General features: G+C 61.6%; 15 protein-coding genes. 9 read left to right on the plus strand and 6 right to left on the minus strand.

The annotated features are described in order from the left end of the window. The 5 genes from ACI2KS_RS23250 to ACI2KS_RS23270 all read right to left on the minus strand — a co-directional run. Positions 1–329 (minus strand): pyridoxal-phosphate dependent enzyme (locus ACI2KS_RS23250; RefSeq protein WP_404623546.1); only part of this gene is annotated, 329 nt, incomplete at its 3' end. Positions 330–1,105: 776 nt separating this feature from the next. After that, positions 1,106–2,146 carry an AraC family transcriptional regulator gene (locus ACI2KS_RS23255; protein ID WP_404623357.1) on the minus strand — a complete coding sequence of 347 codons (1,041 nt, stop codon included), beginning with the start codon at positions 2,144–2,146 and terminating at the stop codon, positions 1,106–1,108. A 2-nt stretch (positions 2,147–2,148) separates the two neighbouring features. Next, positions 2,149–3,300, minus strand: coding sequence for a carbon-nitrogen hydrolase family protein (locus tag ACI2KS_RS23260; protein ID WP_404623358.1), 1,152 nt, complete (start codon positions 3,298–3,300; stop codon positions 2,149–2,151). Positions 3,301–3,500: 200 nt separating this feature from the next. After that, a complete protein-coding gene (locus ACI2KS_RS23265; RefSeq protein ID WP_404623359.1) occupies positions 3,501–4,358 on the minus strand; it encodes a transporter substrate-binding domain-containing protein in 858 nt (285 codons plus the stop codon). Positions 4,359–4,433: 75 nt separating this feature from the next. After that, complete coding sequence (locus tag ACI2KS_RS23270; protein ID WP_404623360.1) at positions 4,434–5,249, minus strand: 2OG-Fe(II) oxygenase; 816 nt, start codon at positions 5,247–5,249, stop codon at positions 4,434–4,436. A gap of 103 nt (positions 5,250–5,352) precedes the next feature. Between ACI2KS_RS23270 and ACI2KS_RS23275 the strand changes: the two genes are divergently transcribed. The 9 genes from ACI2KS_RS23275 to ACI2KS_RS23315 all read left to right on the plus strand — a co-directional run bounded on the left by ACI2KS_RS23275 (position 5,353) and on the right by ACI2KS_RS23315 (position 16,884). Then, a complete protein-coding gene (locus tag ACI2KS_RS23275) occupies positions 5,353–6,249 on the plus strand; it encodes a LysR substrate-binding domain-containing protein (RefSeq protein ID WP_404623361.1) in 897 nt (298 codons plus the stop codon). A 287-nt stretch (positions 6,250–6,536) separates the two neighbouring features. Beyond that, on the plus strand, positions 6,537–7,256 hold the full coding sequence (locus ACI2KS_RS23280; protein ID WP_404623362.1) for an ABC transporter permease: 720 nt from the start codon (positions 6,537–6,539) through the stop codon (positions 7,254–7,256). A gap of 14 nt (positions 7,257–7,270) precedes the next feature. Further along, positions 7,271–8,008 (plus strand): ABC transporter permease, encoded by a 738-nt coding sequence (locus ACI2KS_RS23285; RefSeq protein ID WP_404623363.1) that lies wholly within the window; start codon positions 7,271–7,273, stop codon positions 8,006–8,008. A gap of 17 nt (positions 8,009–8,025) precedes the next feature. Continuing rightward, positions 8,026–8,802 carry an ABC transporter ATP-binding protein gene (locus ACI2KS_RS23290; protein ID WP_404623364.1) on the plus strand — a complete coding sequence of 259 codons (777 nt, stop codon included), beginning with the start codon at positions 8,026–8,028 and terminating at the stop codon, positions 8,800–8,802. Between the two features lie 237 nt (positions 8,803–9,039). After that, positions 9,040–11,079, plus strand: coding sequence for an FAD-dependent oxidoreductase (locus ACI2KS_RS23295; RefSeq protein ID WP_404623365.1), 2,040 nt, complete (start codon positions 9,040–9,042; stop codon positions 11,077–11,079). A gap of 201 nt (positions 11,080–11,280) precedes the next feature. Further along, positions 11,281–12,192: a 1-aminocyclopropane-1-carboxylate deaminase/D-cysteine desulfhydrase gene (locus ACI2KS_RS23300; RefSeq protein ID WP_404623547.1), complete on the plus strand. Its 912-nt coding sequence runs from the start codon at positions 11,281–11,283 to the stop codon at positions 12,190–12,192. 628 nt (positions 12,193–12,820) lie between these two features. Then, complete coding sequence (locus ACI2KS_RS23305) at positions 12,821–14,161, plus strand: MFS transporter (protein WP_404623366.1); 1,341 nt, start codon at positions 12,821–12,823, stop codon at positions 14,159–14,161. A 234-nt stretch (positions 14,162–14,395) separates the two neighbouring features. Next, the gene (locus ACI2KS_RS23310; protein WP_404623367.1) at positions 14,396–15,601 is read left to right on the plus strand and encodes an MFS transporter; all 1,206 of its coding nucleotides are present in this window, start codon (positions 14,396–14,398) and stop codon (positions 15,599–15,601) included. Beyond that, on the plus strand, positions 15,601–16,884 hold the full coding sequence (locus tag ACI2KS_RS23315; protein WP_404623368.1) for an arsenic transporter: 1,284 nt from the start codon (positions 15,601–15,603) through the stop codon (positions 16,882–16,884). The genes ACI2KS_RS23310 and ACI2KS_RS23315 overlap by 1 nt, the downstream gene beginning before the upstream one ends. 114 nt (positions 16,885–16,998) lie before the next feature. Here ACI2KS_RS23315 and ACI2KS_RS23320 read toward each other — a convergent pair whose 3' ends face one another. Further along, on the minus strand, positions 16,999–17,994 hold the full coding sequence (locus ACI2KS_RS23320) for a DUF1853 family protein (protein WP_404623369.1): 996 nt from the start codon (positions 17,992–17,994) through the stop codon (positions 16,999–17,001). Between the last annotated feature and the right edge of the window lie 137 nt (positions 17,995–18,131).

An 18,131-nucleotide genomic window follows, 5' to 3' on the forward strand; every position in this document is an offset into this window, starting at 1 on the left:
ACGCCCTCGACCTTGATCTCCGGGGTGGTCTTGGGCATCACGATGGTCGCCTTGACCCCCAGGGTCTTCGCCGCCAGCGCCAGCCCCTGGGCGTGGTTGCCCGCCGATGCGGTGACCACGCCACGCGCCAGTTCTTCAGCGCTCAACTGCGCCAGCTTGTTGTAGGCGCCGCGAATCTTGAAGGAGAACACCGGTTGCAGGTCTTCACGCTTGAGCAACACTTGATTGCCAAGGCGCTCGGACAACTGACGGGCGCCTTGCAGCGGGGTTTCCACGGCGACGTCGTAGACGCGCGAGGTGAGGATTTTCTTGACGTAGTAGTTCAGCAGATCGCCATTGAGCAGCGTGCCATCGAGCATCTGATTCATCGTGTCGGCCTCGTCGATTCGGCGGCGATGATCAGGCGTGGCGAACGAGCGGCGAGGGAGGTGCGGATGATGATCATGTCTGACTCCTGGTTCGAGGTTCGTAGCCCGGGAGACAGAAAGAAAAAACCCGCCTCTAGGGCGGGTTGGGTGCAAACGTCGGCTAACCCGCCATGACTGGAATGGCGGTAATAATTATCTGGCCGAAGAAGCGCTGGGTTAGGTTCATGGCCTGAAGACTATGGCGAGCAGTCCCGTGGCGTCAAGCGTGTTGTATGCGCACTGCAGCAGTCCGGCTGCAGCAGTGGCCTGCTGAAGATCGTTGGTACCAGCAAGGCGGCTGCTGCAGGTCCGCCTCTGAGTGGGGTGTGCCGCCGACGCCAATGAAGATTTTCCTGACCACTTGCACGAACTTTTTTCTTGAGCTAAATATTCAGATCGCGGCCACGGATCCCGCCCCAGAGCCTTGACAGGGATGTGCCGGAAAATTTTTCCGGGCTCGCCTCGTCTATTGTTCAACCAGCCTTCATTTTTCCTTCATCAGGGCACTTTAGGGTGAAGGCCGTGGTCAGTGAAACACGTCGCTGAAACGACAGACAAAAAGCCTAGCGAAACGAAAGAAACCAGCCATGAGGGCATGAGTGATGGACGACTATCAAGAAGAACTACTGGAATATCAGGCTTACGAACTCGACCCGGTGGAACCTGCCGACGACGCCACCGAGTTGTAGGACGGCCGTTCAGGCTGAATGACGTTGGCTGCGGCGGAACTCCCCGGGGGTCTGGCCGTTCCAGCGTTTGAAGGCGCGTTGAAAGGCTTCGGCCGATGCAAAACCCAGCAGGTAGGCAATTTCCCCGAACGCCAGCTCCGTGTCCCGGATGTAGGTCATCGCCAGATCTCGACGCGTGTCATTCAAAATGGCCCGAAAGCGCGTCCCTTCCTCGGCAAGTTTACGGCGCAAGGTCCAGGTCGGCAGTTTCAGTCGTGCTGCCACTTCCTCCAGATCCGGCTCCCGCCCGCCATTCAACAAGGGTCCCAGCAATTGAGTGATGCGCTCACGCAGGCTGCGGGTACGCGTCAGTTGCTCAAGCTCTGTTTCACACAGTTGCAGCAGGTGTCGCCAGGTACTGGGCACGTGATCGGGGTTGCGTAACCCGAGACTTGGCTGGCTCAGGCGCAGTTGATTGACACTCGCCGCAAAACTCACCGGATGCTGACTCAACGGCACATACTCAGCGGCGTAGTCTGGCGCGTCGAACTCGATCTCGATCCGCTCGGCCATCAGCTGCGTGCCCGCCAGTGTCGACAGTTGATGCAGCCATCCGGCGAGTATCGAATCCACCACGAAGCGGTTGTAGTCGTTGTATGGGCTGATGGAATAGAAGCGCAGCCAGGCGCCGTCGCTGTCCTCGTGAAAGCTCGACTGCCCGCGATAGTTGGAACCGTACAGGGCCTGGAAGCGAATCAACGTCCGCGCCGCTTCGCGCACGGTTGGCGCCTGCGCAGCGGTGATCCCGGCCAGGCCCGCCTGGCTCAAGCGGCTCAACTGGCCCATGCGCAACCCCAGCCCAGGCGTATGGGTCAGCTGAATCGCCGCATGGCCCAGGCGCATATAGCGCGGTATCGACAGACGTGCCCCGGCCTCGGCCAAGCGGGCGGTATCCAGCCCGAATTGTTCAAGCATCGGCAGTGGGTCGTGGCCGAGACTGTGCACAGCGTCGGCCAGGCTATGCACGAAGCCGACCGATAGATCACCCAGACGCACTCGAGGCGGATTCACCGTCACAACCAGAGGTTGATCAAGCGCGCCCCATGCCCGGGCCGGGCGCCTTTGGGGGTTGCGCTGATCGAGTGTTCGGCGATGCTCTGACCGCTGCGGCTGGCAAAACTGTGCCCGGCGCTGCCTTGATCCCAGAACTGGCCGCGCATGAACACGCTGATTCCGGCCTTGGCGTTGCTGATCGGGGCCAGGGTCAATCGCTGCCAGGCCTGGCCTTCAGTCAGGGGCTCGGGACCCGCCTGCAGATGAGTCGCCAGCGTCTGGTGCTTGTCACTGCGCCAAGGTTGCGACCAACTGCCATTGCCGGCAACAAAAGCCGGTACGGCGATCAGTTCGGCGCCGCTGTCATTCAAGCGCCGATAGTTTTCCGGATACCAGCTGTCACTGCCGATCAGCGTGGCCAGGCGACCGGCCGGTGTATCGATGACATTGAGCGGCGCATCCTTGCCGGAGCGGATATAGCTGCGCTGATACCAGGAGGGGAACAGCTGTCGTTGAGGCTGGCCTATCGGCAGCCCGTCATGACCGAACACCACACTGCTGTTATACAGCGCACCCTTGCCGGGCTGCAGTTGTCCATCGCGAACCTCAGGTCCCGGCAGCACAATGGAACCTGCCACCAGCGTCACCCCGAACTCCTTGGCCAGCCCGCCGAAAACGTTCTGGTAGTCCTGCGCCATGCTGCGTGCCTTCATGCGCAAATGCGCATCGTCCAGACGGCTTTCACCCCGGGCGTGCAGCAGCGCATCGAAGAACAGCAGCGGGTTGCTGAACGACAGCCAGTTCATGGCTTCTTCGATGGTGGACGCCTGATAGAACTGCGCTTTTTCATCCACCGCAAACAGCCAGGTGCCGATGTGCTCAGGCAGCACGACAATCGTCTTGTCGTTGATCAGGCCACGTTCGCGGGCCTGCTCCAGATAGGCCGCGAGCTTGCGGTGCAAACGCTTGACGCTTGAATAGTCGGAGGGAAACAGCTCGGGCTGGATGCCCAGCAAGTTACCGCGCCCGCCCGGCTGGCCATCGTTGATGACCACCTGAATGCGCAGATCGGTGAGGTAGTGTCCGACATGACGCTTGCTCGTCCACAGGGCGTAACTGACGAGAAGAATCGCCAGTACCACTGCGGTGAGAGTGCCAAGAACTTTGCGCATGGGAGATGGGTGACAGCCCTGATGAAAAAGGTCATACGGTAGCGGGAGGCGGGCAGGATACGACAAAACAACGGTGTGACGATAATTCGAGCGTGGCGGCGGGCGATCCGGTTGTGCCAGCCGATGCGGCTGATCGTAGCCCACAGGCAACACAGCCACTGTACGAAGACAGTGGCTGTTCCAGCATCAGAGGCTCGGCATCAAGGCCTGATATCGGCCTTGAACCATTTTTCCGAGAGGCGCTTGACGGTCCCGTCTTCCAGGGCCGCGGTCAGCGCACCGTTGAATTTCTCGCGCAGATCGTTATCGGCTTTTCGGAAGCCCAGCGCCTCGCCCGGACCCCAGATCGTGCCGCCGATCTTCGGACCAATCATTTGCACGCCTTTGTTGTCGGGGTTGTCTAGCGCCGAGGTGAAGAAGGTCACGTCATCGAAGGCAAAGTCGATGCGGCCGGCGTTCAGGTCCATCATGTGCTCGCCGGATTTCTTGTATTCGCGAATGGTGGCGATGTCCCTGAAGTTTTTCTCGACGAACTCGGTGTAGGCAGTGCCGGACTGGATGCCCAGTGTCTTGCCTTTGACCAGCGCCTTCATCTTGTCGATGGCCGCCTTGTCGGCGCTGGCGTCGCCGCTGAGCTTGATGATTTCGTTGCTCGGCATGCTGGCGATCAGCTTCGGATCGGCACTGGCGAACACGGCCTGTGTATTGGCGTAGGGTTTGGAGAATGCGATGACTGCTTCGCGCTCCGGGGTAATGACGATGGCGTCCATCAGCACGTCGAATTTACCGGCGTTCAGACCTGCGATCATACCGTCCCAGTCCTGGGCCTGGAGTTTGCACTCGATCTTGATCCTGGCGCAGACATCCTTGAGCAGCTCAGGCTCGAAGCCGGAAATTTCACCACTGGGCAGGGTCATGTTCCAGGGTTCGTACGCTCCCTCCGTGGCAACCCGAACCGAGGACCAGTCCTTGGCGAACGCCGCTGTGCCAAATACCAGGCTGGCGCCGAGCGCCGCACAGGCGAGGATTCTCTTGCTGAGGTGGTAGGTGTGGCCCATGTGTTTCCCCATCTGATTTAGAAAAAAGACTGGCAGGGTCAAGCTAGATCAAAAGCTGCGAATCAGTCGTTATTATTATGCCGCTGTGTCTGCAGAGGTCAGTCGTGATGCGCGTCCGTAGAAGCCTGTCTGCTCTTCTGGGGTAAACATCACCCCGGGTTTTTCATAGTACGAGAACACCGCCACCATGCGTTCGCGCTGACCGCGGACGGGTGTCACCCGGTGCGCGGTATTTTTCCCACGAAACACGTTCAGTGTGCCAGCACGCAGCCGAAGTTTCTGCACCAGGGAATCACGCCCGTGCAAAAGCTCGGCGACGCCTGCGTAGTTAGGGTTGTCGGCGGTGCGCAGGTCGCTGCGGTACTCGAATTCGCCGCCTTCATCGGGCGCCTGAAGCATCAGGGTGGTGGTGAATTCCGAGCGATCGAAATGCCAGTTCAGGGTTTCGCCCTCGCGGTAGCTCATCACATTCACCCGAGCCAATGGATCAGCCATGACATACAGGGCCGGTTTTTCCATGACCGCGCTGAGAAACGCCAGCAACGGCGGGTACTCATAGACTGCAGTGACGAGACTGCCCCTGAGTTGATCGGCGCACAGGGTGTGGCTCACCGTTTCGACCTGCTTCAATGCCGGATGATCAGCCGGCAGTTCCGGGATCTGCGGTTTGAAATAAATGTTATGCGAGCGCTTATGGGTGTGGGATTCGGCGTCCATGATCGGTTGAATCTGCTGCGCGGCCAGACGCACTTCTTCCTCGAGGATGAACTCCTCAAGACTGAACATGCCGTTGCGGGCCAGCGCTGCGCGAGCGTGGTCGACCAGGGTGTGCCATTGCTCGCTGCCTTCACGGTCCAGCGGATAGCGCTGCAGATTGATCACGGTGTTCATGTCGGCCCTCCAAATAGGTGTATGACCAACCTAACCTGAGAAAATCTTCGTAACAACGGCAAAAATTGTTAGCCTTCCCCCAGTAAAACTTAAGGAAGCACAGATGAAGAGGCTACCGCCGCTCAATGCCGTGAGAACCTTCGAAGTGGCTGCGCGCCTGGCGAGCTTCGTTGCGGCGGGGAAGGAACTGGGGGTGTCTGCCGCAGCGGTCAGCCAGCAGGTGCGCCACCTTGAGGATTACTTCGGCAAGAAGCTGTTCGTGCGCAGCGGCAACCGGCTCTCGCTGACCGATGCTGGCCTTGCGATCTATCCGCAGACCTCCCGGGCGCTGGACGATATAGCCGCGATGACCGTTCGCCTGCTTGAAGGCGAGATGCGCACGCGGCTGATCGTCAGTGTCCCGTTCTCGTTGGCCGAAGTCTGGTTGGCCCCAAGGCTCGCTGCCTTGCTTGAAAGCTACCCCCAGCTCTCGGTGGACGTGCGGGTCGAGGATGATCCGGTTGATCTGGCCCGGCATGATGTCGACATCCGCGTCAGCTACGGCGACTACCACTACCCCACGCTGGAGGCGATCCCTCTGGTACACGACCAGGTCGTGCCGCTTTGCGCGCCTGAACTCTGGTATCGCCACGGCAACAGTGATTTCGACCTTACTCGTATCCACCAGAGCCTGTTCATCCATACCCAGTGGGGGCCCAACTACGCCTCACATCCGACCTGGAGTGACTGGTATGCCAGCGAGATCGGGCAGCCGGCGCCAGATCCAGCGTTGGGACGGCGTTCCGGGTTGTCGAGTCTGTCGATCACCCTGGCGAAGCTGGGATGCGGTATTGCGCTGGGGCAGAAACTCATCGCTCAGGCCGATCTGGCGGCCGGACGTCTGATCGTGCTGTCGGCCAGCTTCCTGCCGCTCGGGCACCCTTATTGCGCCTTCGTGCCGGTGGAAAAACGCCAGCGGCCGAACGTGCAGAGCCTGATCGAGTTGCTCGGCAGCGCCTGACCTGTGTTGTTACAGCGCGACGCACCCCGATTGTGCCGGGTGTTTCTCCGCGCCCCAGCGTGACGCGCCCTTGCGCGCATCGGGTCGTCTGGTCAGGGTTTTTTCCTGCCCCGAGGGTGAACCTTATCTGCGCCTGAACGCCTGAACAAAGGGCTTGCCGGGCCATTGACTCGAGGTCAGGAGAAATCTGGCAGTCAAATTGCATATGCTTGTAAAGACAAGTATGTATGAGTTGGGCGGTGTCGCCAGGCACCAGTCGTTACACTGTTCACGGCAGGAAAAACGCTATGGATCTCTTACAGCTGCTCAGTTTCGGCGACACCGGGTGGGGCATGGCCCTGCTCAAGGCTGCCGGCATGACCGTGTTACTTACCTTGACGGCGCTGTTGGTGGGGGCAGTCGCCGGCAGCGCGGTGGCCGCTGCGAAACTCTCCCACCGCCGGCTGTTTCGCTACTTGGGCGATATCTACTCGATCCTGTTTCGCGGCATTCCCGAGTTGCTGGTGATTTACCTGTTCTATTTCGGCGGCGCCAGTGTGATGGGCGCGATAAACCACTGGTTCGGCGGCGAAGGCTTCGTCGACACGCCGCCATTCCTGGTCGGAGCGCTGGCCGTGGGGCTGATTTCCGGCTCTTACCAGGCCGAGGTCTATCGAGGCGCGTTTCTGGCTGTGGCCAAGGGTGAGCTTGAGGCGGCCCTGGCCATCGGCATGACCTGGTCGATGCGTGTCAGGCGCGTGCTGATCCCGCAAGTCTGGCGTTATGCGCTGCCGGGCCTGGGTAACGTCTGGCAAATGACCCTCAAGGACTCGGCGCTGATTTCCGTGATTGGCCTGGTCGAATTGATGCGCGCAAGCCAGGTGGCGGCAGGCTCCACTCGCCAGTACTTCACCTTTTACATCGTCGGCGGCGCCTGTTACCTGGTCCTCACCGGGCTGTCCGGGCGTCTGTTCCATATGGCCGAAACCCGCGTACGGCGCACCCAGCGCCGCGCACCGAATTCCTGAGAAGGGGAACCCTGATGATCGATTTTGCCTTTCTCAGTGACACGATGCTCAAGCTGCTGGCGGCGCTGCCCACCACCCTGAGTCTGTTTTTCTCCAGTCTTTCCCTGGGCCTGCTGCTGTCGTTGGGGGTCGTGGCGATGCGCGTCAGTCGCTGGCCGTTTCTCAGTTACCCGGCGCGCTTCTACATCATGCTGTTTCGCGGCACGCCGCTGCTGGTTCAGATGTTTCTTATCTATTACGGGCTGGGGCAGTTCAGCGCGATCCGCAGCAGTTTCATGTGGGAAATCCTGCGCTCGCCTTATGGCTGTGCCGTCGTGGCGCTGGCGATGTGCACCGCCGGCTACACCGCCGAAATCATCCGTGGCGGTCTGCAGAGCGTTCCCCAGGGGCAGATCGAAGCCGGGCTTGCGGTCGGCATGAGCCGCTGGACCTTGCTCTGGCGCGTGATCGGTCCGGTCACCCTGCGCCAGGCGCTGCCGTCCTATTCGACCGAAGCGGTGCTGATGGTCAAATCCACTGCAATCGCCAGTCTGGTTACGGTGTGGGATGTCACCGGTATCGCCCAGCAGATCATTCAGCGCACTTACCGCACCATGGAAGTCTTCCTCTGTGCCGCGCTGATTTATCTGGTCCTGAATTTCCTGATCGTGCGCGTCATGTCGTGGCTCGAGTTCCAGCTTTCGCCGCACCTGCGCGAACGGCCCACCCCGCGTGCGGCCACAGCGGTCCCACAAACGCCTCCATCCCTTTGATAGCAGCGGAGCTCATCATGAATCAGAACATCGAGGCTGCTTTGTCGGTCAGCAACATCTGCAAGTCGTTTGGCTCGGTCCAGGTGCTCAAGGGTATTTCGCTGGATGCTCACCGAGGCGATGTGATCTCCATCCTCGGCGCCAGCGGCTCGGGCAAGAGTACGTTCCTGCGCTGCATCAACCTGCTGGAGTCACCGGATGCAGGTCGCATCGTGCTGGACGGTGAAGTCATCGAGATGAAGCAGCACGCCCGCGGCCACCTGCTGCCCAGCAATACCCGTCAGGTCGAGGCGATGCGCAGCAAGCTGGGCATGGTCTTCCAGAGCTTCAACCTGTGGTCGCACATGACCGTGCTGCAAAACATCATCGAGGGCCCGATGCGGGTCCTCAAGCGCTCGCGTGCCGAATGTGTCGAGCAGGCCGAGCAACTGTTGCACAAGGTCGGCCTGTACGACCGCCGTGACTATTACCCGGCGCACCTTTCCGGCGGCCAGCAGCAACGCGTGGCCATTGCCCGCGCGCTGGCGATGAATCCGCAGGTGATGCTGTTCGACGAACCCACTTCCGCCCTGGACCCAGAATTGGTCGGCGAGGTGCTGCGTGTGATGCGCTCGCTGGCCGAGGAGGGCAGGACCATGTTGGTGGTGACCCACGAAATGGGTTTCGCCCGTCATGTGTCCAATCGGGTGGTGTTCATGGCCGAAGGCCTCATTGATGCACAGGGCACCCCCGATGAACTGTTCGAAGGGTTGCCCACCGAGCGCTTCCGGCAGTTCGTCGCCAGCCATCACTGAGGCCGCCGCGAATGGGTCAGCGCCGGCTGCATAGGACTTTACAGGGCGGCCTGGAAGGTCTCGGTATGGCGGCGCTGCTGCACGTTTGGGTCATTAACTTGTCAGTTTTGATCATTGAGCGTGACCGTCAGGCTGTTTACTGTCTGCGTCATGAACAGGGGCTATGGTTAGAGTCCCTGAAGCGACGGGCACCACAGAGTGCTCGCGTCCCCGTGATGATGTTCGATGGAGTTTTGTATGGCCGCCGCTCACTACCCGCATTTGCTGGCTCCGCTTGATCTGGGATTCACCACGCTGCGCAACCGCAGCCTGATGGGTTCCATGCACACTGGCCTGGAAGAAAAGCCCGGCGGATTCGAACGCATGGCGGCGTACTTTGCCGAGCGGGCGCGTGGCGGCGTTGGCCTGATGGTCACCGGCGGCATCGCGCCGAACGTTGAAGGTGGCGTGTATTCCGGGGCGGCGAAGCTGACGACGGCTGAAGAAGCCGACAAGCATCGCATCGTCACCAAGGCGGTGCATGAAGCGGGCGGCAAGATCTGCATGCAGATTCTCCACGCCGGGCGCTACGCCTACAGCCCCAAGCAGGTCGCACCCAGTGCTATTCAGGCGCCGATCAACCCTTTCAAGCCCAAAGAACTGGACGAAGAGGGCATAGAGCAGCAGATCCAGGACTTCGTGACCTGCGCCACTCTGGCCCAGACCGCCGAATACGACGGCGTCGAAATCATGGGCTCGGAAGGTTATTTCATCAATCAGTTTCTGGTTGCCCATACCAACCACCGCAGCGACCGCTGGGGGGGCAGCTACGAGAACCGCATGCGTCTGCCGGTGGACATCGTGCGTCGGGTGCGTGAAGCCGTGGGTCCGAACTTCATCATCATCTATCGCCTGTCGATGCTCGATCTGATCGAAGGCGGCAGCACCTGGGAAGAAGTGGTGCAGCTGGCCAAGGCCATCGAGCAGGCCGGCGCGACCTTGATCAACACCGGCATCGGCTGGCACGAAGCGCGTATCCCGACCATCGCCACCAAGGTGCCGCGCGCTGCTTTTGCCAAGGTCACGGCCAAGATGCGCGGCTCGGTATCGATCCCCTTGATCACCACCAACCGCATCAACACCCCGCAAGTGGCCGAGCAGGTGCTGGCCGAAGGCGACGCGGACATGGTGTCCATGGCACGGCCGTTCCTGGCTGACCCCGACTTCATCAACAAGGCAGCCGCCGGTCGTGGCGATGAGATCAACACCTGCATCGGCTGCAACCAGGCCTGTCTGGACCACACCTTCGGCGGCAAGCTCACCAGTTGCCTGGTCAACCCGCGCGCCTGCCACGAAACCGAGCTCAATTACCTGCCGGTCACCCACATCAAGAAGATCGCCGTGATCGGCGCAGGGCCGGCCGGACTGGCGGCATCGACCGTCGCCGCCGAACGCGGGCACCAGGTGACGCTGTTCGATTCGGCCAGCGAAATCGGTGGCCAGTTCAACATTGCCAAGCGCATTCCGGGCAAGGAAGAGTTCTATGAAACCCTGCGCTACTTCGCTCGCAAGTTGCAGACCACCGGTGTCGAGGTCCGTTTGAACACCCGCGTCTCGGTCGACGACCTGCTGGGCAAGGGTTACGACGAAGTGATTCTGGCCACCGGCATTGCGCCGCGCATGCCGGCGATCCCAGGCATCGACAATGGCAAAGTGCTGAACTACCTGGACGTGATTCTGGGGCGCAAGCCCGTTGGCAAGTCGGTGGCGGTGATCGGCGCGGGCGGCATCGGCTTCGACGTCTCCGAGTTCCTGGTGCACGAGGGCGTGGCCACCAGTCTGGATCGTGATGCGTTCTGGGAGGAGTGGGGTATCGACGGTTCGCTCACAGCGCGGGGCGGTGTGGCCGGGATCAAGGCGCATCCCCATGCCCCGGCGCGTCAAGTATTCCTGCTGCAGCGCAAGACTTCCAAGGTCGGCGACGGCCTGGGCAAGACCACCGGCTGGATTCACCGCACGGGGTTGAAGAACAAACAGGTGCAGATGCTCAACAGCGTCGAATACCTGAAAATCGATGACGCGGGACTGCATGTGCGGATCGGCGCCGATGGCGAAGAGAAGTTGCTGCCGGTGGACAACGTGGTCATCTGCGCAGGCCAGGATCCGCTGCGCGAACTGTACGACGGGCTGCAAGCGGGCGGGCAGAGCGTACACCTGATTGGCGGTGCGGACGTGGCGGCGGAGCTCGATGCCAAGCGGGCGATTGATCAGGGCTCGCGCCTGGCGGCGCAGCTGTAAGCGCCGCTTTACCCCTTTCCGGGAATTGAGCGCCATGCTTGGTGCGCGATGATTGCCCTGTAGCATGGCCGAGCGGCGTTCCGTTTGCCGGCGGTAGCGACTTACGAACGCCACCGCCGGCAAGCCGGACTGCTACAGGGAGCCGGTTACGGCAAAGGGCGGTGATAGACTGGCGCCTTCTTGTCTCGTCCTGATACCTCCATGCTCCCTTGCGCACCACTGCATCCCCTCAATCTCGCCTGGCTGCGTCAGGCGGGCATTGACGTCGCCGTCCTGCGGCTTGACCTGATCGATCCTCTCATCAGCGGCAACAAGTGGTTCAAGCTCACCCACCATCTCGCGGCGGCCAGGCAGGCTGGCGCCGAGGGCGTGATCAGCCTCGGCGGCGCGCATTCCAATCACCTCCACGCCCTTGCTGCGGCGGGCAAGCGGTTCGGCTTTTGCACCGTCGGCCTGTTGCGCGGGCATCCTGTCCAGACACCCACTGTGCTGGATTTGCAGGCCTTCGGCATGCAGTTGCACTGGCTGGGTTACGCAGGCTATCGCGCGCGCCATGAAGCGGGTTTCTGGCTGCCCTGGCGTGAGCGCTATCCGCGGCTGTATCCGATCCCCGAGGGCGGTGGCGGGCTGGATGGCGCGCTGGGCTGCGCCGACATCGTCAGTCAAGTGCGCAGGCAACTCGGCACGTTGGGGTGGGAGGATTATCACGGCTGGTGGCTGGCCTGCGGAACCGGTACCACATTGGCCGGGCTGGTCCTGGCCGAAGAGGGGCTGCGCCCGGTATACGGGGCCATGGCGCTGCCCGAGGGGCATGGAATTGCTGGCAACGTCGCGGACATCCTCGGTCCCCTGGACAACCCCCGATATCAGCTATTCGATGCCAGCCGTGGTGGGTTCGCCAAAGTCGATGATGATTTGCTGGCGTTCATCGCCGCCAGCGAGCAAGAGAGCGGTGTGCCCCTTGAACCGCTCTATACCGGCAAGGCATTGCTGGCGCTCAGGCAAGCGGTGATGGCTGGGCGGTTTGCCAAAGGCATGCGGCTGATCTTCGTTCACACCGGCGGCCTGCAAGGTGAGCGGCAGGGCAACACCCATCCCCTTGGAAACGATTGACCGCTGTCGCGCGGTTGCTTTTGATGCTGGAGGCCCTAGGAGCTCGGCTTGCCAGCGATCTACCGGGCACAGGCAGTGAATCAGGCGGCTCGGTGGGTCAGGTGTATAGCGCTCGCAGTGTTTACTGGCGCTTCGCGCCAGATCGTCGGCAAGGTGGAGCGCCACCCCGGCTGACTCCCACGCCCTCCGGGCAGAGGCGATCCACATCTGACGACCTGCGGCTGAAGCAAAGAAATCTGTCGCCGCGTGCTTTTGATGCTGGCCGAAGGCCGTGGGAGCGTGGCTTGTCCCGCGATCTGCCGGGTACCGGCAGTAGAACCAGACGGCTCGGTGGGTCAGGTGTATAGCGCTCGCGGTGTTTGCTGGCGCTTCGCGCCAGATCGTCGGCAAGGTGGAGCGCCCCCCCTGTGGACTCCTACGCCCTGCGGGCAGAAGCGCCGATTTCTATCGCCCTGCGGGCAGAAGCACATCCGCTGCAGTTATAGCGACTGCACCAGAGGCTGGCACAGATCCTGCGATCCAGACACTCCGACAGGTCGGTCCTGAGTACGTCGGCGACACTTCTGGAGTGAGGCGGCTCAGGCGCTGTGCCGATAATCGGATCTTCCCTACGCGCGCCGAGGTTTGCATGACGACTCCGTCCCTTGAGCAGGTCGATCCTGCCACTTTGAAAAAAGTCATCGTTGCAGCGGCCATTGGCAACTTCGTCGAATGGTTCGACTTCGCGGTCTACGGCTTTCTCGCCACCACCATTGCCCAACAGTTTTTCCCCAGTGGCGACGCCAGCGCAGCATTGCTCAAGACCTTTGCCGTATTCGCCGTCGCGTTTGCCTTTCGTCCTCTGGGCGGCGTGTTCTTCGGCATGCTGGGCGACAGGATCGGTCGCAAACGCACGTTGGCGTTCACCATCCTGCTGATGGCGGGCGCCACCACGATCATCGGTCTGCTGCCCACTTATGCGGCCATCGGCGTGGCGGCGCCGATCCTGCTGACCATCATCCGTTGTGCCCAGGGCTTCTCGGCCGGGGGCGAGTACGCCGGCGCCTGCGCCTATCTGATGGAACACGCACCCCGTGACAAACGCGCCTGGTACGGCAGTTTCGTTCCGGTTTCGACCTTTTCGGCCTTTGCCGGCGCAGCGATTTTCGCCTATGCGCTGGAGGCATCGCTCTCGGTCGAAGCCATGAGCAGCTGGGGCTGGCGCCTGCCGTTCCTGGTGGCAGCGCCGTTGGGCCTGGTTGGCCTTTACCTGCGCTGGAAGCTGGATGAGACCCCGGCGTTTCAGGCAGTCACCCAAGAACATGCGGTGGCTCACTCGCCACTCAAGGAGACACTGCGCAACCACGGTGCGGCGATCTGCTGTCTGGGCGCATTCGTCTCACTGACGGCGCTGTCGTTCTATATGTTCACCACCTACTTTGCGACGTACCTGCAAGTGGCCGGTGGCCTGAGCCGTGCGACTGCCTTGCTGGTGTCGCTGATCGCGCTGGTGTTCGCTGCGGCGATCTGTCCGGTGGCCGGAGCGTTTTCCGACAGGGTCGGGCGACGTGTCACGGTGATCAGTACCTGCGTCCTGCTGATCGTCGTGGTGTATCCGTCATTCCTGATGGCCAGTTCCGGATCATTCGTCGCCTCGATCATCGGTGTGATGCTGCTGGCGGTGGGCGCGGTGCTGTGCGGGGTGGTCACCGCCGCACTGCTCTCGGAAACCTTTCCGACGCGCACCCGTTACACCGCCTCGGCAATCACCTACAACATGGCCTACACCATCTTTGGCGGTACCGCACCGTTGATGGCGACCTGGTTGATCAGCCAGACGGGCAGCAATCTGTCCCCGGCGTTTTATCTGATCGCCATTGCCTTGCTGGCGCTGGCGGGCGGCCTGGCATTGCCGGAAACCTCGAAAGTGTCATTGCATGAGGTTCAAGGGTCATTACGGCCGCAATCGCTGATGCAGCCTGTGGCTTGATGAAACACGCCCTGTAGGCGTGAGCTTGCTCGCGATAAACGTCAGCAACGGATGTGGCCGCTATCGCGAGCAAGTTCAGTCCTACACAGGGATGCGATGGATCTGCAGCGGTGGCATCGCAACAAAATATGGCACCACCGCCCCAAAAAATGGCACATTGACGGCCCCTTGTGCCGCTGAAATCTTTTGCAATGATTTGCGCGCGGCACATCAAACGTTCGATGGATGAACCTGATGGCCGTCACCAGCCCTAGCGCCGCGACTTCCGCAACCCCTCAATCCAGTCCGCTGGTCATGCGCATCATTGGTGCGGTGGCCCTGGCCCATTTGATCAACGACCTGATCCAGTCGGTACTGCCGTCGATCTATCCGATGCTCAAGGAGAACTACGGGCTGACCTTTACCCAGGTCGGCCTGATTACTCTGACATTCCAGATCACCGCCTCGCTGTTGCAGCCTTGGGTCGGTTACTACACCGATCGTCATCCCAACCCGCTGGTGTTGCCGGTGGGCTCGATCTGCACCTTGATCGGTGTGCTGATGCTGTCCACCGTGGGCAGTTTCCCGATGATCCTCCTGGCCTCCGCGCTGATCGGTATCGGCTCCTCGACCTTCCACCCCGAGGCGTCGCGTATCGCCCGGCTGGCCTCTGGCGGACGCTTCGGCCTGGCGCAGTCGACGTTCCAGGTGGGCGGCAACAGCGGATCGGCGTTCGGACCCTTGCTGGCTGCAGCGATCATCATTCCGTTCGGCCAGGGGCACGTCGCCTACTTCGCACTGTTCGCGCTGTTTTCGGTCGGTCTGCTGTACGCCATCAGTCGCTGGTACAAGGGCCATCTGGCGCTGTTCAAACTCAAGGCCGGCCAGGCCGCGACTCACGGTCTTTCCAAGACCCGGGTCACCGCAGCCCTGGCTGTGCTGGCGTTTCTGGTGTTCTCCAAGTTCTTCTACATGACCAGCATCACCAGCTATTTCACCTTCTACCTGATCGAGCGCTTTGACCTTTCGGTGGCCAGCTCGCAGTTGCACCTGTTCCTGTTCCTGGGCGCGGTGGCGGCGGGCACGTTCTTCGGCGGGCCAATCGGCGACAGAATCGGGCGCAAGGCAGTGATCTGGTTCTCGATCCTCGGCGCTGCGCCATTCACACTCGCGCTGCCCTATGCGGACCTGTTCTGGACCAGCGTGCTCAGCGTGATCATCGGCTTCATCCTGGCCTCTGCGTTTTCCGCCATCGTGGTCTATGCCCAGGAGCTGGTGCCGGGCAATGTCGGCATGATCGCCGGGATCTTCTTCGGCCTGATGTTCGGCTTCGGCGGCATTGGCGCCGCACTGTTGGGGCATCTGGCAGACCTTCACGGCATCGTCTACGTCTACACCCTGTGCTCGTTCCTGCCGCTGCTGGGCATCCTCGCCATCCTGCTGCCGAGAACCAAGCGCTGATGCTCACAGCCGCCCTGATCTTCCTGATCACGATTACGCTGGTGATCTGGCAGCCCAAAGGTCTGGGCGTTGGCTGGAGTGCGACGTTCGGCGCGGTGCTGGCGTTACTGTGCGGCGTGGTGCACCCGGCGGATATCCCGCAGGTGTGGCACATCATCTGGAATGCCACTGGCACCTTCATCGCGTTGATCGTCATCAGTCTGTTGCTCGATGAGGCCGGGTTTTTCAACTGGGCTGCCCTGCATGTCGCGCGCTGGGGCAAGGGCCATGGTCGCCGGCTGTTCGCTTTTATCGTGTTGCTCGGCGCGCTGGTTTCGGCGCTCTTCGCCAATGACGGTGCCGCGCTGATACTCACGCCCATCGTCATGTCGATGCTGCTGGCGCTGCGATTTTCACCGGCGAGCACCCTGGCGTTCGTCATGGCCGCAGGCTTCATTGCCGACACCGCCAGCCTGCCGCTGGTGGTGTCCAATCTGGTCAACATCGTGTCGGCCGACTATTTCGGCATCGGCTTCAACCGTTACGCCTCGGTGATGGTGCCGGTGAACCTGGTCAGCGTCGCCGCGACCCTGGCGGTGCTGATGCTGTTCTTCGCTCGCGATATCCCGCAGCGCTTCGACGCCACGCAACTGGCCGAGCCGGCGTCGGCGATCCATGACCGCGCCACGTTCATCGCCGGCTGGTGGGTGTTGGGGATTCTGTTGCTGGGCTGTTTTGCACTGGAGCCGCTGGGAATTCCGATCAGTGCGATCTCGGCGGTGTGCGCGGTGATCCTGTTGGGCATCGCCGCCCGTGGCCACAGGATCTCCACGCGCAAGGTGATGAAGGGCGCGCCATGGCAGATTGTGGTGTTCTCGCTGGGTATGTATCTGGTGGTGTACGGGCTGCGCAATGAGGGCCTGACCACCTATCTGGCCGGCTGGCTGGACCGTTTTGCCGAGCATGGCCTGTGGGGCGCGGCCATGGGTACCGGGATACTCACCGCGTTGCTTTCATCGGTGATGAACAACCTGCCGACGGTGCTGATCGGGCTGCTGTCCATTGATGCCAGTCAGGCGCACGGCCCGCTGCAGGAAGCGATGATCTACGCCAACGTGATCGGCAGCGACCTGGGGCCGAAAATCACCCCCATTGGCAGCCTTGCCACCTTGCTCTGGCTGCACGTGCTGGCGCGCAAGGGCGTGACCATCGGCTGGGGTTATTACTTGCGTGTCGGTATTGTGCTGACGCTGCCGGTGTTGTTGATCACGCTGGCGGCGCTGGTGTTGCGACTGAGCCTGTGACCTCGAACCGCTGCAACGACTCGATTCCCGTAGCCGTCCGGCTTGCGGGCGGAGGCAGTGGACCCGTGCTCAACTGATCGACTGACACAGCGCAACCGCCGGCAAGGCGGACGGCTACAAAGGGCCCGTTGTCCCAGCAACATCCGGTGGGGCAGGTTCTGGCATGACCTCGGATCTGGACAACACCGGCCACACATCGGACACCAGAAACACCCGCTCGGCTTCTTGCCAATATCCTTCGGGCGTTTCACGCAGGCGAACGAGAAGCTGAGCCTGGGCCATCGGGTCGAGTTCGCTGAGCCAGTCAGCGAATTGCGCCAAGCCCCAGGCGTCATCACAACGTGCCGGTGCCAGCCAGGCGTGACGCGGCAGTGATTGCCAGCGCGCTTGCGGATATTGAGCGGCGAAGGCTGACCAATCCTTCTGATGCAACCACTGCCCACGCAGGTGTTCAGCATGCGCGCCCTGCGGAGGGTGAGAGATACCCTGCCACGGATAAAACAGGTAACCGCCCAACCATAGCTCGGCGCTGAACGATTCGATACCGAGCGCCGCCAGTGCCTGACGGCTTTCTTCTCGCGCCGAGATCGGCAGTTGATGCTGGTGCAAATGCGCAAGTTTCAGATCCAGCCGGTCATGGCTACCCGGGCCGAGCCAGTGTGCGGGGTCACTGCCGTCACTGTTGTGCAATCCCAGGTAAAACTTGATCGCCAGCTCCACATGGTGAACGCCGTCCCTGTCGTGCAGCAGGATGTCGAGCTCACCCAGGGTACGGCTACCGACGCGGATCGGCAGGTTGGCGGCCATCAGCTCAACGTCCGGGGCATGCGCGATTGCAAACTGCCAGAGGCGCTCGTAATACAGGCCCAGGCGGCGTATCGAACTTTTTGCCAGCCACTCGCTGAGTTCGCTGGCGTGCCGATCCAGACGCCGCAGAAAGTCTTCCAGCGCCTGGGGATTGGCGACCCAGTCGCTGCCACTCAATGGATGACGTTGCGGCCAGTCAGTGGCGGCCAGCATCGGTGGCGACAGAATCGCCCACGCCAGATCCCGCACTTGAGGCGTTGTTAGCTGGTGGGGCAGGGCGGTGAGGGTCGGGAATGGGGTCATGGTGGGAAGAATAGCGGGTGTTGCAAATCATGGTGCGATGCCCTGTAGCAGCCCGGCTTGCCGGCGGTAGCGATTTCGCTGACGCCACCGCCGGCGAGCCGGACTGCTACAGGGTATCCGCCGGCGTCTGGATTGCG

It is taken from the genome of Pseudomonas sp. NPDC087358 (genome assembly GCF_044900785.1).
Lineage (GTDB): Bacteria > Pseudomonadota > Gammaproteobacteria > Pseudomonadales > Pseudomonadaceae > Aquipseudomonas.